The sequence below is a fragment of the Pararhizobium sp. DWP3-4 genome (assembly GCF_049898205.1).
Classification (GTDB): Bacteria; Pseudomonadota; Alphaproteobacteria; order Rhizobiales; family Rhizobiaceae; genus Pararhizobium.
Genome location: NZ_JAFCXF010000003.1, coordinates 361280 through 375526, shown reverse-complemented (window position 1 = coordinate 375526; position 14247 = coordinate 361280). Strand labels below are relative to the sequence as shown.

12 protein-coding genes are annotated in these 14247 nt (G+C 60.1%); 3 read left to right on the top strand and 9 right to left on the bottom strand.

Going from position 1 to position 14247, the window contains the following annotated elements; translation table 11 throughout:
* Positions 1 to 6 precede the first annotated feature (6 nt).
* Positions 7 to 771 (top strand): precorrin-4 C(11)-methyltransferase, encoded by a 765-nt coding sequence (gene cobM, locus ACP7E6_RS11160; protein ID WP_426229838.1) that lies wholly within the window; start codon positions 7 to 9, stop codon positions 769 to 771.
* A gap of 6 nt (positions 772 to 777) precedes the next feature.
* Here cobM and mnhG read toward each other — a convergent pair whose 3' ends face one another.
* From mnhG to ACP7E6_RS11130, 6 genes are read right to left on the bottom strand one after another with little or no spacing between them, the layout of a single operon-like run.
* On the bottom strand, positions 778 to 1158 hold the full coding sequence (gene mnhG / locus ACP7E6_RS11155; protein WP_426229837.1) for a monovalent cation/H(+) antiporter subunit G: 381 nt from the start codon (positions 1156 to 1158) through the stop codon (positions 778 to 780).
* Positions 1155 to 1436: a K+/H+ antiporter subunit F gene (locus tag ACP7E6_RS11150; protein ID WP_426229836.1), complete on the bottom strand. Its 282-nt coding sequence runs from the start codon at positions 1434 to 1436 to the stop codon at positions 1155 to 1157. The genes mnhG and ACP7E6_RS11150 overlap by 4 nt, the downstream gene beginning before the upstream one ends.
* The gene (locus tag ACP7E6_RS11145) at positions 1433 to 1921 is read right to left on the bottom strand and encodes a Na+/H+ antiporter subunit E (protein WP_426229835.1); all 489 of its coding nucleotides are present in this window, start codon (positions 1919 to 1921) and stop codon (positions 1433 to 1435) included. Before ACP7E6_RS11145 ends, ACP7E6_RS11150 begins: the two co-directional genes overlap by 4 nt.
* Positions 1922 to 1924: 3 nt before the next feature.
* The gene (locus ACP7E6_RS11140; protein ID WP_426229834.1) at positions 1925 to 3550 is read right to left on the bottom strand and encodes a monovalent cation/H+ antiporter subunit D; all 1626 of its coding nucleotides are present in this window, start codon (positions 3548 to 3550) and stop codon (positions 1925 to 1927) included.
* Positions 3551 to 3556: 6 nt separating this feature from the next.
* Positions 3557 to 3892, bottom strand: a complete 336-nt coding sequence (locus tag ACP7E6_RS11135; protein WP_113247198.1) for a Na+/H+ antiporter subunit C — start codon at positions 3890 to 3892, stop codon at positions 3557 to 3559.
* Complete coding sequence (locus ACP7E6_RS11130; protein WP_426229943.1) at positions 3892 to 6819, bottom strand: monovalent cation/H+ antiporter subunit A; 2928 nt, start codon at positions 6817 to 6819, stop codon at positions 3892 to 3894. Before ACP7E6_RS11130 ends, ACP7E6_RS11135 begins: the two co-directional genes overlap by 1 nt.
* 388 nt (positions 6820 to 7207) lie before the next feature.
* Between ACP7E6_RS11130 and ACP7E6_RS11125 the strand changes: the two genes are divergently transcribed.
* The gene (locus ACP7E6_RS11125) at positions 7208 to 7921 is read left to right on the top strand and encodes a response regulator (protein WP_426229833.1); all 714 of its coding nucleotides are present in this window, start codon (positions 7208 to 7210) and stop codon (positions 7919 to 7921) included.
* Positions 7922 to 9175: an ATP-binding protein gene (locus ACP7E6_RS11120; RefSeq protein ID WP_426229832.1), complete on the top strand. Its 1254-nt coding sequence runs from the start codon at positions 7922 to 7924 to the stop codon at positions 9173 to 9175.
* Between the two features lie 293 nt (positions 9176 to 9468).
* Here the strand turns inward: ACP7E6_RS11120 and ACP7E6_RS11115 are convergent, their stop codons facing one another.
* The 3 genes from ACP7E6_RS11115 to ACP7E6_RS11105 all read right to left on the bottom strand — a co-directional run bounded on the left by ACP7E6_RS11115 (position 9469) and on the right by ACP7E6_RS11105 (position 14207).
* Positions 9469 to 10881: an efflux transporter outer membrane subunit gene (locus ACP7E6_RS11115; protein WP_426229831.1), complete on the bottom strand. Its 1413-nt coding sequence runs from the start codon at positions 10879 to 10881 to the stop codon at positions 9469 to 9471.
* A 364-nt stretch (positions 10882 to 11245) separates the two neighbouring features.
* Positions 11246 to 13852 (bottom strand): bifunctional diguanylate cyclase/phosphodiesterase, encoded by a 2607-nt coding sequence (locus tag ACP7E6_RS11110; RefSeq protein ID WP_426229830.1) that lies wholly within the window; start codon positions 13850 to 13852, stop codon positions 11246 to 11248.
* Between the two features lie 166 nt (positions 13853 to 14018).
* Positions 14019 to 14207 carry a DUF3008 family protein gene (locus ACP7E6_RS11105; protein ID WP_426229829.1) on the bottom strand — a complete coding sequence of 63 codons (189 nt, stop codon included), beginning with the start codon at positions 14205 to 14207 and terminating at the stop codon, positions 14019 to 14021.
* Between the last annotated feature and the right edge of the window lie 40 nt (positions 14208 to 14247).

Here is a 14247-nt window from a genome sequence, read left to right as displayed (position 1 = left end):
CAGAGCATGACCGTTCATTTCATTGGAGCAGGCCCGGGTGCCGCAGACCTGATCACCGTGCGCGGCCGCGATCTCATCGCCCGCTGCCCGGTCTGCCTCTATGCCGGTTCGATCGTCTCGCCGGACCTGCTGCAATATTGCCCGGAAGGTGCGCGCATCGTCGATACAGCGCCGATGTCGCTTGACGAGATCGAGGCTGAATATGTCAAAGCCGCCGCCGCTGGCCATGATGTGGCGCGGCTGCATTCCGGCGATTTGTCGTTGTGGAGCGCCGTTGCCGAACAGATCCGCCGGCTGGAGAAGCATGGGCTCGATTATACGATGACGCCCGGTGTGCCGGCGTTTGCCGCCGCTGCTGCGACGCTTGGCCGAGAACTCACCATACCTGCCGTTGCCCAGAGCCTTGTGCTGACGCGCGTGTCCGGGCGCGCGTCGCCTATGCCGAATGCCGAGACTCTGGCCGGGTTCGGTGCCACCGGTGCGACGCTCGCCATCCATCTGGCAATCCATGCCTTGGCGCAGGTGGTCGAGGAGCTGACGCCGCTTTACGGCGCGGACTGCCCGGTGGCCATCGTCGTCAAGGCATCCTGGCCGGATGAGCGGGTGATCCGTGGCACGCTCGCCGATATCGAGGCGAAGGTGGCGGCCGATCCGATCGAACGGACGGCACTGATCTTTGTCGGCCGTACGCTGGGTGCCACCGATTTCCGCGAGAGTTCGCTTTATGATGCGGCCTATCAGCGGCGGTTTCGCGGTCGCGACGGCCTGTAGACAGGGTCAGATATCCATGCCCGACGTGTCCGGCTGCTCGCCTGTCGTCTTGCCCGGCACGTCGTTCTTGCCCTCGATCCGGTCGCGGTAAAGGGCTGATTGACCGAGCAGCATCAAGGTTACCGGTGTCGTCAGGATGACGAAGACGATGATCAGGACTTCGTGCAGGATCCAGCGGTTCTGCAGCACGGCGAAGGTGATCATCGAGGCAACGCAGATCAGAATCGTGCCGGCGCTGGCGCCGAGCGTCGGTGCATGCAGGCGGCCATAGAACGTCTTCAGCCGGATCAGACCCATCGAGCCGATGAGGGTGATAGCCGAGCCGAGCAGAAGAAGCATGCAGACCGGGATCGCCGCCCAGGCCGGAAGGTCGGTCAGATGGCTCATTCGATCACCTCGCCGCGCATCAGGAATTTGGCAAAGGCGATAGACGAGACGAAGCCGAGCAGGGCGATGATCAGTGCCGCTTCGAAATAGATCGAATTGGCAGTACGGATCCCGAATGTCAGCAGCAACAGCATGGCGTTGATATAGAGCGCATCAAGGCCGAGGATGCGGTCCTGGGCGCGTGGTCCCTGGACCATACGGAACAGGGCGCATCCCATGGCCAGTCCAAGCAGGATCTGCGACGCCAGGATCGACCAGATGATGAAGAGCTCGTTCATTCGAATATCTCCTTCAACGGGGTTTCGTAACGGCGTTTGATCAGGTCGGACCACGCTGCGCCGTTTTCCAGGTCCAGCACGTGGATCAAGAGAACGCCGGTCTGGCGGTCGAATTCGAGCCAGGCGGTTCCCGGTGTCGCCGTCAGGATGCAGGCTAGAAGTGCCAGCGCATTCTCGTCGCGCAGACCGATGTCGATTGCCACAAAGCCGGAATTCACCGGCCGTTTTGCGGCGTGCAGGATCACGCCCATCACGGCGATGTTGGAGCGAACGACATCAACGGCCACATGTCCGGCCAGTACAGCGATGCGCCCATAACTCTTCAACCGCGTCTTGTCGGGCTGGAGGTTGACCATGGCCCAGGCAAACGCGATCCCGAGCATGGAACCGAGCACGATCTGGCCGGGCGACAGCGACTGGTTGATCAACAGCCATAACATCAAAAGGGCCAGTGACAGCAGCGGATAAGGAAACCAGTAGCGCATGGCCTATTCCCCCGCCGCAGGGCCGACACGTGGAGCCGACATCACGCGTCCGATATAGTTATGCGGTTCCCCCAGCGATTTCGCCGTGGCGTCCATGTAGCGCATGACGGGACCTGCCTGGAAGCTGAGGAAGACGCAGGCCGTCAGCAGCAGCAGAACGGGTGCGATCTCGATCAGGAAGACGCGCGGGATAGTGCCTTCGATCGATGTCCAGAAGGTGCGGATACCGACACGGTTCATGGCGATCATGGCTGCAAGGCCAGATAGGATGAGGAGGGCGGTATAGGCCCATTCGGCGCCGGAGACCTGGGCCTCACCGCCGAAGCTGCTCGGATTGAACAGGCCGTGCAGCATAGCGAATTTGGCGAGAAACCCGGAGAGCGGTGGCAGGCCGGAGAGCAGGATGGCGCAGGCGCAGAAGCAGAGACCAAGCACGGCCGTGGTGCCGGGCACCGCGACGCCGCCCTCTTTTTCGGCCTCGTTCTCGTCGACATCGCCATAGGCTTCCATCGTCACGGCCAGGACGTCGGCGCCGGCGTCGCGGGCGCGTTCCACCAGTTCGATCAACAGGAAAAAGGCGCAGATCGTCAGTGTCGAACTGACTAGGTAAAACAGCGCCCCGCCGATGACGGCGCCATTGCCAAGCCCGATCGCCGCCATCAGCGTGCCGGAGGAGACCAGAACGCAATAGCCGGCAAGCCGGCCCATGGCCTGCGAGGCCAGCACGCCGATCGCGCCGAAACCGATGGTCAAAAGGCCGCCATAGAGCAGGACCGATTGCCCGAAGCCGAGGGAGGCACCGGCATCTGCGCCGAACAGCAGCATGGAGAGGCGCAGGAGGATGTAGACGCCGACCTTGGTGAGGATGGCAAAGATCGCGGCGACCGGCGGGGTTGCTGCCGAATAGGTGGCGGGCAGCCAGAAGCCCAGCGGCCACATGCCGGCCTTGACGAGGAAAGCGATGCCAAGAAGGGCAGCCCCCGCTTCCATCAGCATCCGGCTTTCCGGACCGATCGTGGTGATCCGCATGGCAAGATCGGCCATGTTCAGCGTGCCGGTGGCGCCATAGATCAGGCTGACGCCGATCAGGAACAGCGAGGAGGCTGCAAGGTTGACGGCGATGTAGTGTAGACCTGCCTTGACGCGCATCAGGCCCGAGCCGTGCAGCAGCAGTCCATAGGAAGCAGCCAGCATCATCTCGAAGAATACGAACAGGTTGAACAGGTCACCGGTCAGGAAGGCGCCGTTGAGCCCGGCCAGCATCAACTGGAACAGCGAATGGAAATGATAGCCCGCCCGATGCCATTTCGCCATCGAGAACACCTGCGTCGCCATCGCCAGCAGCCCGGTCAGCACCAGCATCAGGGCGGACAACCGGTCGAGCACCAGAACGATGCCGAAGGGTGCCGGCCAGTTTCCAAGCAGATAGACGTTGGCACCCGTTTCGCCTTCTCCCGATGACGACGCCATCCGCATCAGCAGAATGCTGATGATGAAAACAAACACAGTGGACGCAAAAGCGATCACGCCTTTCAGCGTCCGGTTTCGTTCATCAATGGGAATGAGGGCGGCTGCGGTGATGATCGGCAACAGGATCGGCAGGATAATCAGGTGGTGAAGCCAATTCATGCCGCTTTACTCCCTGCCATCGACATGGTCGGTGCCGGTAAAGCCGCGAGAGGCGAGAAGGACGACGAGAAACAGCGCGGTCATGGCAAAGCCGATGACGATGGCTGTCAGCACCAATGCCTGCGGAATGGGATCCGTATGGGTCAAAAGCCCGCCGGCACCACCGGGTTCAAGCACCGGTGGTGCATTAACCCTCAAACGGCCCATGCCGAAGATGAAAAGATTGACGGCATAGGACAGCAGCGACAGGCCGATGATGACCTGATAGGTGCGCGGGCGGAACAGAAGCCAGACGCCGGAAGCGGTCAAGACGCCGATGCCTGCAGAGAGAACCAGTTCCATTATGTGTTCTCCTTCGCAGCCAGCTTCGCGGCCCTGATCTGGGCGCGGGGAGAGCGCACGGACTGGTGGGCAAGTGCGATCAGGATCAGCACGGTGGCGCCGAGCACCAGGGAGAACACGCCGAGATCGAACAGGATCGCGCTTGCGAGCGGAATCTTGCCGAGGACCGGTAGGTTCACGTATTGCGCGTGCGAGGTCAGGAACGGATAGCCGAAGACCCAGGACCCGAGGCCGGTCGCCGTGGCAACGAGCAGGCCGATCGCCATCCAGCGCAGCGGATGGATCCGCAGCCGTTCCTCGACCCAGCGCGTGCCGCCGGCCATGTATTGCAGGATAAATGCGATCGACATGGCGATACCTGCCGCAAAGCCGCCGCCCGGCAAATCATGGCCGCGGAAGAACAGGAAGGCCGCCAGCATCCCGATGACCGGGAACATCCAGCGCATGATCACCGACGGAACCAGCAGGTATTCGGCGATGCTGTCGCCCTTCTTGCGGTCCGGGTGATCATCGTCGAAGGCGTTCTGGACGCGCTGCTGCTCCGGCGCCTCAAGGCTTTCGGTGGCGGGGCGGAAGCGCAGGAGAAGCGCAAACACGGTCAGGGCAACGATGCACAGAACAGCAATCTCGCCGAGCGTGTCGAAACCGCGGAAATCGACGAGGATGACATTGACCACGTTGGTGCCGCCGCCTTCGCGATAAGCGCGCTCGAGGAAATAGCTCGAAATCGTTTCCGGCATTTCCCGGCTCATCACCGTGTACGAGATGAGCATCATGCCGAAACCAGCAAACACGGCAAAGGCGAGATCACGCAGGCGGCGCAGGCGGGTGGAGATGGTCATCATTTCCGGATCATCGGGATCTTCAATCCGCTTCGGCAGCCAGCGCAGGCCAAGCAGGATGAGAACTGTCGTGACGATCTCGACGAGCAATTGCGTCGCCGCAAGATCGGGCGCTGAAAGCCAGACGAAGGTGACGCAGGTGACAAGGCCGGCGCCGCCGAGCAGAACGAGCGCTGCGAGCCTATGGAATTTCGCCTGATAGGCGGCGCCGACGGCACAGACCATGCCGACCAGCCAGAGCAGCGCGAAGGCCGGATCGATGTTGCGCAGGACGATATTAGCCGGTTTGAAACCTTGCGAGAGCAGCGTGACGGCTCCTGCGAGCAGCGCCACGGCGACCAAAACCCGCATTTGTGGTTGCAACCGGCGCGTACCGGCGCGCATCTCGATCGACCGTGCCCATTTCCATGACAAGGTCACCAATACGCGCTCGAAGATGCGTTGGCCCTTCAGGCGGCGGAAGAAGGGTGGTCCTTCGATGCTGGTGGCAAGATAGGGGCGCATGATGAAAAATAGCCCGATGCCACCGATCAGTGCGATCAGACTCATGAACAGCGGCAGGTTCCAGCCGTGCCAGACGGCAAGGCTATAAACCGGTGTCGCGTCGCCCAGTACCGATTGGACGGCTGTGTGCAGGAAGGGGCCGATTGTCCAGGCCGGGATGACGCCGACGACGAGGCAGGAGAACACCAGGAAATAGATCGGCGCCAGCATCCAGTGCGGTGGTTCATGGGGTGACTTTGGCAGATCCTGCGGTGGCGGGCCAAAGAAGACACTGTAGATGAACCGCAGCGAATAGGTGACGGCAAACATGCTGGCGAGCGTGGCGACATAGGGCGTGATCGTGTCGAGAAGATTGTATTTATGGGTTTCGATCGCCTCGGCAAAAAACATTTCCTTCGACAGGAAGCCGTTCAACAGCGGCACGCCCGCCATCGAGGCACTGGCAACCATCGCCAGGGTCGCGGTGATTGGCATGTATTTGAATAGCCCGCTCAGCTTGCGCATGTCGCGGGTGCCCGTTTCATGATCGATGATTCCCGCCGCCATGAACAGCGAGGCTTTGAAGGTGGCATGGTTCATGGTGTGGAAAATTGCGGCGACCGCAGCCAGCGGGCTTCCGAGACTGAGCAGAACCGTGATGAGGCCGAGATGGCTGATCGTCGAATAGGCGAGCAGGCCCTTGAGGTCCTGCTGGAAGATCGCGAAATAGGCACCCAGCAAAAGCGTGCTGAGGCCGGCAAGCCCGACGATCCAGAACCACTGGTCGGTTCCTGCCATGACCGGCCAGAGCCGGATCAAGAGGAAGACCCCGGCTTTGACGAGGGTCGCCGAATGTAGGTAGGCCGAAACGGGTGTCGGCGCGGCCATCGCATGCGGCAGCCAGAAATGGAATGGAAACTGCGCGCTCTTGGTCAGCGCTCCGAGCAGGATGAGGACGAGCACGGTGGTATAGAGCGGGTCGTTGCGGATCAGGTCGCCGGATGACAGCACGACATCGAGATCGTAGCTGCCGACGATATGGCCGATCAGCATCAGGCCGACGAACATGCACAGGCCGCCGGTACCGGTGACCGTCAGGGCCATGCGGGCGCCGTCGCGGGCATTGGCATTGTGGTGCCAGTAGCCGATCAGGAGGAAAGAGATGATGCTGGTCAGTTCCCAGAAGATCGCCAGGAGAATCAGATTGCCCGAGAGCACAACGCCGAGCATGGCGCCCATGAAGGCGAGAAACAGCGCGAAGAAGCGCGGCACGGGGTCGTTGGCCGACATGTAATAGCGTGCGTAGATGACGACGAGCAGGCCGATCGCAGTGACCAGGCTTGCAAACATCCAGGCGAACCCGTCCATGCGCAGCGAGAAATTCAGTCCCAGTTCTGGAAGCCAGTTGATATCGTAGCGAAGCACTTTGTCTGCAGCGACGATTGGATAGAGGCCGGCCGATGCGACCAGGCAGAACAGGGCTATGGAGCCTGAAAGCCAGGCGCTGGCTGTGCCCTTGTGCCCTGGAATGCATATTGCAACAAGGCTCCCCGCGAAAGGCGCAAGAACCAGAATCAGAAGCAATGTCGCTGCGATCTCTATGTGCCCGTTTCCTTACAGCTTTCCGAAATGTCGGGACCGCGAGGGGTCCGTGAATGCGGCAGCATTTGCGCGCCGCAGCGGTGCCCGAAGCGCACCGCGAAACGGCGCAAGAGCACATTGTTTTTATGGCTGCTTTCGGCTGCCATGCCAACCCGCAACAGTGATAAAAACGACCGCTTGCGGCAATTCGTTGCCGGGCGTGCCGCAAACCCGCAACTTGATGGCGGACCGTCCCGTGCACCGCGCAATCTGTGTTTGGAAGCATCAGGCTGCGATTTTTGTAACGAAATGTAGGATCGGTATTACGGGAAATATTTCGACACTCAAAACGGCTGATGGCAGCCACCATGACGCGTGCGTTTTACCTTGCTGCTGATATAAACACGGCATGGACACAATACCGCACATCCTTGTCGTCGATGATGATCCGGAGATTCGCCGGCTGCTTGGAAAATATCTTGATGGTCAGGGCTTCCGCATCAGCCTGGCCGGTAGCAAAGGCGAGTGCGAGGCCAAGCTGGCCGAGTTGAAGATCGATCTGCTGGTTCTCGACGTCATGCTGCCGGATGGTTCCGGGCTTGATCTCTGCCGTTCCTTGCGGGGCAGGATGCCGCAGCTGTCGATCATCCTTTTGACGGCGCTGAAGGAGGATGTCGACCGGATCATCGGACTTGAATTCGGTGCCGACGATTATCTCGGAAAACCGTTCAACCCGCGCGAACTGTCTGCCCGTATCCGGGCAGTGCTGCGCCGTGGCCGCGCGGAACCGGCACCGGCCGGCAGCCGGCAATACGTGTTTGCCAACTATGTCGCCGATATCGAAAGCCGCACGCTGCTTGCACCCGATGGCAGCGCCGTCGATCTGACGGGCGGCGAGTTCGAACTGCTGGTGGTGTTTCTCCAGCGTCCGGGCCGTGTCCTGTCGCGTGATTCACTGCTTGACCTGACACAGGGGCGGACGGCCGATCCGTTCGACCGGTCGATCGATATCCTGGTCAGCCGCCTGCGCCGCAAGCTCGGCGATGCCAGCGTATTTGCGATGTTGAAGACCGTACGCAACAAGGGGTATCAACTCGCGGTTCCCGTCGAGCGGAGCAATTAGATGCTGTCGCTTCGTACGCGGTTTACGGCACTGCTGATCATCTCGGTCGTTCTGGTGCTGGTGATCGCTGCCGTCATCACGGCTTGGCTTTTGCGAAAGCCGCCGGAGGTTATGTACGACCGTGTTCTGGCTGAAAAAGCAGAATTCGCGCTGCTTCTGCTTCGCGCCGATCCGCTGGCGGCGCAGACACTGCATATTACGATTCAAGAAAAGCCGGCGAAAGGCCGTATTGATCAGGAGCGAACGGACAATATCCTCGCGGAGGGGCGCCGCCAGGGTTACACGGCGGATGTCGTCGTCTTGAAGAGCTTTAATCCGCATCGCTGGGATATCGCTATTCGGTTGGATGATGGCCGCTGGGCGTATCTGGATTTTCCCGATCCCGCGCCTTTTCCGTATCTGCCGCTGGCGGCCTATCTGGCATTGGTTGCCATCGGCATGACCGGTATTGCAACCTATGTCAGCAACGTGATGATGCGGCCGTTGCGCATCCTTGATGAAACGATCGCCAATATCCGTCCTGATGGCATTATTCCCGAACTGCCTGAGACCGGACCGATGGAGGTCCGTACCACCGCCAAGACCATCAACAGGCTGGCAACGCGTCTCAATGCAGCGGTCTCCAGCCGCATGCGCATGATTGCGGCCGCAGGTCACGACATGCGCACGCCGATGACCCGCATGCGCCTTCGCGCCGAGTTTGTCGTCGATGGCGACGACCGGCAGTCGTGGTTGAAAGATCTCGACGAACTCGACCATATCGCCGACAGCGCGATCCGGCTGGTGCGTGAGGAAATCAGTCCTGCGGCGCAGGAACAGGTGTCGCTGGACGCGGTTCTGCGGTCCGTCGCAGAGGAGATCAGCGAAACAGATCTCCCCGTTGAACAGGGGGCGATCAAGCCGGTACTGGTCAAGGGTGCACCGTTCGCTCTCAAGCGCGCGCTGCGGAATCTGGTGGTGAACGCCGCGACCCATGGCCTCGGGGCCCGCGTTTCGCTTTCCCGCTATGGCGGCGAGGCTGTCTTGACGATTATGGACAGCGGCCCCGGTATTCCGCAGGATCTGCTCGGCCGTGTGTTCGAGCCGTTCTTTCGTGTTGATCAGGCCCGGCGGCAGATTGTGCCCGGAGCCGGTCTCGGCCTCGCCATTTCGCAGGAAATCATCGAAAGCCATGGCGGTACGATCACGATTGTCAACCGCCGTGAGGGAGGCCTGTTGCAGACGGTGCGTCTGCCGCTGTGCAAACCAGAGTAGGATTGATCGAGCACGCTGCTTCTGCGCGGGCGCGGAAAGCCAATTGAGGCTGAGTGGCCTGATAGGTCCGATTTGCTGTCGATGCAGCCGACATGGCGATCAGCCGATGGGCACGGCACGTCCTGCCTTTGCGCATGGAGCGCCTCAGCGCGTTTTAACACCAGGCGATCAGCGATGACCTCCAGCCGCTCAGGACCCGCCGCAAAATGAAAAAGCGCGGCCGATGATCGGCCGCGCTTGATTGATCCTGGCGTTCCGGCCCACCTGGCGACGGTGAGCAGGTCGCGTTCGTCTTATTGTCCGATAGCCTGGATGCCTGCGCCGCCACCGATGGCGATGTTCAGAGCTACATAGTTGTTGGCGAGGTTGCGAATGCCGGATGCAAGTGCAATACGCGACGTCGCCAGCGAGCGTTCGGCGTCCAGCACGTCGAGCAGCGATGTTGCACCGCCCTTGTAGCTTTCGCGTGCCAGGCCCAAGGCCTGCTCGTAGGAATCCACCACCTTACGCAGGGCTGCCACGGTCTGGTAGTTGTTGCGCAGCGCGACAAGCGCGTTTTCGACTTCCTCGATCCCGTTCAGAACGGTCTGCTTCCAGGAGAGGTATTGCTGTTGCGCGCCGGACTTGGCGATATCGACGTTAGCCTTCAAACGTCCGCCATTGAAGATCGGAATATTCAGGCTTGGGCCGAAGGACCATGTGCTGAGACCCCCGGCGACCGCAGAGACGATACGGGAGCCGTCGATCGAGCCACTCAGGCTGAGGCTTGGATAAAGCTGAGCCTCGGCGACGCCGATCTGGGCGGTGGCCGCTGCCAGCAGACGTTCCGCCCTGCGGATGTCCGGCCGGTTGCGCACGAGATCGGCGGGAATGCCGATCTTGGTGTTGTAGCGCGGCGAGGGCTGAGACGCGCCGTTTCTTAAGCCGGCTGTGACCGTGGTTGCGGGCAACCCGAGCAGGGTGGCGATGTGGTTTGCCGCCTGGTTGAAGCCGGTCTGGTAACCGGGCAATTCGGCCAGCGTGCTGTTCACCAGGCCTTCGGCCTGAACAACGTCGAGGCTGGAGGCTGCGCCCGCTGCCTTGATGTCGTTCGTCAGTTTCAATGTTTCGCGCCGCGAGGCCAGGCTCTTCTGCTGCAACGCATAGGCTTCCTGGTTGTAACGCGCCTCAATGTAGGACGTCGTCAGGTCGGACAGGTAGGCAAGGCGGGCAACGTTGACGTCGGCATAGGCGGCATCAAGCGACGCGTTGGCCGATTCCTTGGCACGCGCGTACTGGCCGAACAGATCGATCAGCCAGGAAGCATCGCCGCCGCCGCCGATTGTCTTGGTTTCGCTGTGGTCGCCCTGGCCGCTGTTGCGCCGCGAGGAGCCATCCTGGCCAGCAACACTTGCGGAACCGCTCGCATTGATCTGCGGCAGGCCGCCGGATGCTGCGACGATAACATTGGCGCGGGCTTCGATGATGCGCTCGATCGATTGCTGAACGTCAAGGTTTTCGCCGAGACCCTTGGCAACGAGGCCGTTCAGTTTCTTGTCGCGGAAGGCTTCCCACCATGGCTTCAGCGTTACATCCGCCGCTTCCGCCTGGCCCCCTTGCGAGAATTTAGCCGGCAGCGCCGCGTTCGGAGATTGATAGTTAGGCCCGACAACGCAGCCCGAAAGAAGAACGAGGCTCAAGGGAAAGAGCACTTTAGCAATTTTCATCTGGGTCCCCATCCGGCCCGCATGGGTCGGTAACAAACGATTCACTTTTTTCGTCTTTAACATTTTCCGCGCCGCTTGCGAGGGAACAATTGCAAAGTTGTGTCCGAAATGGACGATCCCCAGCTTTGGTGTTTCCCAAGTGCCACGGCTTGGACGTTTTAGCGGCGATTTCAAGGGCGCCTGATAAAAAATCGTCCGTGCGAATCACTCCGATCCCAACAGTGTGCCTGCTTGAATGTTAATAATTAACTGACCCCTTAAAGGGTGTGCGTGTCTGGCGTTTGTCACTCCGATGTCGAATTGTTTCCAGCACGCGGCCGTGAAGACGTCGCGCACTCGCGATGCGGCACGGAGCTCGCTTGGATCAGGCCGCCAGCCATCGGCGTTCGCGGGCAAAGTTTGCAAGGTCTGTCGCGCTCATGGGTCTGGCAAACGCATAGCCTTGCAGTCCGTGACAACCCAGATCCTTCAAAATACGGGCATGTTCCATGGTTTCGACGCCCTCGGCGATGACTTCGATGCCGAGCGATATGCCGATGTCGATAATCGAGGCAACCAGCTGGCGCTGTTTGGTGGAAGTCAGGATCGGGATCACCAGCTGCCTGTCGATCTTGAGGCGGCGCGGGGTGAGTTTCAAAAGGCTGACGATGGAGGCATATCCGGTACCGAAGTCGTCGATTTCGATATCGATGCCGAGGTTTTTAATCTGCTCGATATTGGAAAGCACGGTCATGTCGCTTTCATCGAACGAGATCGATTCCAGCAATTCGAACGAGATTTTGCCGCGCGGAATGGCCATCTGATTGAGGCGATCGATCAGTTTTTCATCGTGCAGGCGGTGATAGGAGAGATTGACGGATACTTTCGGGATATTGATCCCGCTTGCCTCCCATCGCATCGACTGGAACAGTGCTTGTTCAAGGATCCGCTGGTCGATCTCCGAAAGCACGTTGATGTCTTCGGCCGTCTTCAAGAACGCGTGCGGCGCCAGCAGTCCCTTGGTCGGATGATCCCAGCGCGCCAGGGCTTCGACGCCGATGATATCGAGGGTCGTGGGGCAGAACTGCGGCTGGAAATAGGCGATGAACTCGTTCTGTTCGAGCCCCCGCAGGATTTCGTCTGCTGTCTGCTTCGTCTTGAAAACAGCGGTCTTCAGGGAGTGCGTGAAGAATTCGTAGCGGTTGCGGCCGCGGCGCTTGGCTTCATAAAGCGCAATGTCGGAATTGACCAGAACCTGGCAGAGATCCTCTTCCTGCCTTGCCTGATGAGCAATGCCGATGCTGACGCCGATGCGGCATTCCTGCTCCTTATACCGGACCGGGATACTCATGGCGTCGATGATGCGTTGCGCGAGCGCGGTTTCATCGCCCTCGATCTCGCCCTTGCGTGAGATGATGACGAACTCATCTCCGCCGATGCGGCCAACGAAGTCGTCATCGCTGGTGTTGGCGCGAAGAATCTGGGCGGCATGCCGGAGGATTTCGTCGCCTGCCGCATGGCCGAGCGTGTCGTTGATTTCCTTGAACCGGTCGAGATCGATATGGAAGATGCTGGCGAGGCCCGACTTTATGCCGCCCGGGTGTTTTTTCGCAAGAATCTCGTCGAGGTACCGCCGGTTGGGCAACGCGGTCAACGGATCGTGCAGGGCATTGAATTCCATTCTGTGCCGTGCTGCCTCCAGTTCGGCACTGTGCGCTTCGGCCTGCCCTTTGGCGGCTTCAAGCCGCTCGTTCTTTTCGACATCGGCGGTTACGTCCCAATTGACGCCGACGATCTTCTCATTGCCCCCCGCACCGATATATGTCGAGCCAACCGCGCGAATGTGCCGGACGCGGCTGCCGGGGAGCCGGATGCGGAAGTGCGAGACGTAACTCGCCCCATGCCGCAGCGCATTGCCGAATTCCTGTTCGGCTTGCTGCAGATCGTCCGGGTGCAGCGCGTCGCGCCAATCCTCATAGACTTCTCTCGCATTCTGCCGCAGGCCGTACAATTCCTTCATACGGTCGTCCCACAGAAGCTTGCCCGAGGCAATGTCGAGTTCCCAGATGCCGATCTGCGAGGCGTCAAGTGCGATCTTCAGCCGATGAGACAGTTCCTGGAGCTGGTCCTTGTTGCTCTCGAGAACCTGGATATTGCGTTTGCGCTCCTCGATCAGCCGCCCGCTGATGAACATCGGCACAAGGATGAAAAGGCCGCCGATGAGGACCAGCGTGCGGATCAGCCCGGCGTTCGGCGGGGTAGCGACCCAGCCGCCCTTCGGCACTGCGCTGATCACCCAGGATCCACCCGGTAGGAAGAGGCTCACCTCGACAGGATCGGCTGCCTTGACGCCGCTGTCTCCATAAAACAATGCGCCGTCTTCGCCCAAACCGTCGCGGCCGGAAATCGCCACGTCGATATCGAGCTTGGGCGAGAGAAGTCCGCTATCCTGGTACAACCGATCGACATCGATGACTGCGGAGACGAGACCCCAGAACCGGTTGGACTCGCCCCCGTCGGGAAGCGATACGGGAAAGCGTCCGACTAGGCCCTGACCACCCTGGATAAGATCCAGGGGGCCAGCCAAGACCATTTTGCCAAGCTCACGAACCTTGAGTGCTACGGCGCGCTGATTGCTGTTCTTGCGGTAGTCGAGGCCCAGAACCTTCTCATTTCCATCGAGCGGGTAGACGAGGGAGACGATGAGATTGGGCGCCGCTGCAATATTGCGCAGCCTGGAACGCTCATTGAAAATGTTGCGGGCCAGATCGGAGAACCGTTTCTGGTTCATGCCCGGTTCCGTGGAGATCGTAGCGATCAATCCACGCACCAGCTGAATGTCACCGTTGATGTTGGCCTCGAGCTTCGAGCGGATCGGATTAAGCTCGGCGATCACAGCCGCCCGCATCCTTGCTGCATGAACCGCGCTGTTTTGCTGCTCGGCAAACAGGCCCGCTGCAATCACCACCATCAGTGCAACATAGGTAGGCATGTAGTTCGGCTTGAGAAACCGAACTATTGTTGACTTTCTGAGCGCATTCGACAGTCCGGAAAACACATGATCTCCAAAGCTGTTCACTATCCGACAGCAATTGGATCGGATTGTCGCAAGCGCGTCTTAACAAGATGTGCTTGAGCGCCCCGTCAATTCTAGTGCTTTATTCGGCTTTCTTCTTTTTCGGCAGCGTCTTGCGGTCCGTTTCCGCAAACTCCTTCAGCTCTTTTTCCGACATCGATTTTTCCATGCTCTTCGAAGCGCCTTTGAGTTCGGATTTCTTAGTCTCTCCGCGTTTGGCGGATAGTGCCGCTCCGGCGGCTTTTTGCTGGGCTTGGGATTTTGCAGGCATCGACTTTCTCCTCCACTCGGATGCCTCCTTAACAACTGTT

Excerpts from the sequence above, each read along its gene's own strand:
- cobM (WP_426229838.1), top strand. The coding sequence starts at position 7 with ATGACCGTTCATTTCATTGGAGCAGGCCCGGGTGCCGCAGACCTGATC.
- mnhG (WP_426229837.1), bottom strand. The coding sequence starts at position 1,158 with ATGAGCCATCTGACCGACCTTCCGGCCTGGGCGGCGATCCCGGTCTGC.
- ACP7E6_RS11150 (WP_426229836.1), bottom strand. The coding sequence starts at position 1,436 with ATGAACGAGCTCTTCATCATCTGGTCGATCCTGGCGTCGCAGATCCTG.
- ACP7E6_RS11145 (WP_426229835.1), bottom strand. The coding sequence starts at position 1,921 with ATGCGCTACTGGTTTCCTTATCCGCTGCTGTCACTGGCCCTTTTGATG.
- ACP7E6_RS11140 (WP_426229834.1), bottom strand. The coding sequence starts at position 3,550 with ATGAATTGGCTTCACCACCTGATTATCCTGCCGATCCTGTTGCCGATC.
- ACP7E6_RS11135 (WP_113247198.1), bottom strand. The coding sequence starts at position 3,892 with ATGGAACTGGTTCTCTCTGCAGGCATCGGCGTCTTGACCGCTTCCGGC.
- ACP7E6_RS11125 (WP_426229833.1), top strand. The coding sequence starts at position 7,208 with ATGGACACAATACCGCACATCCTTGTCGTCGATGATGATCCGGAGATT.
- ACP7E6_RS11120 (WP_426229832.1), top strand. The coding sequence starts at position 7,922 with ATGCTGTCGCTTCGTACGCGGTTTACGGCACTGCTGATCATCTCGGTC.
- ACP7E6_RS11115 (WP_426229831.1), bottom strand. The coding sequence starts at position 10,881 with ATGAAAATTGCTAAAGTGCTCTTTCCCTTGAGCCTCGTTCTTCTTTCG.
- ACP7E6_RS11110 (WP_426229830.1), bottom strand. The coding sequence starts at position 13,852 with ATGCCTACCTATGTTGCACTGATGGTGGTGATTGCAGCGGGCCTGTTT.
- ACP7E6_RS11105 (WP_426229829.1), bottom strand. The coding sequence starts at position 14,207 with ATGCCTGCAAAATCCCAAGCCCAGCAAAAAGCCGCCGGAGCGGCACTA.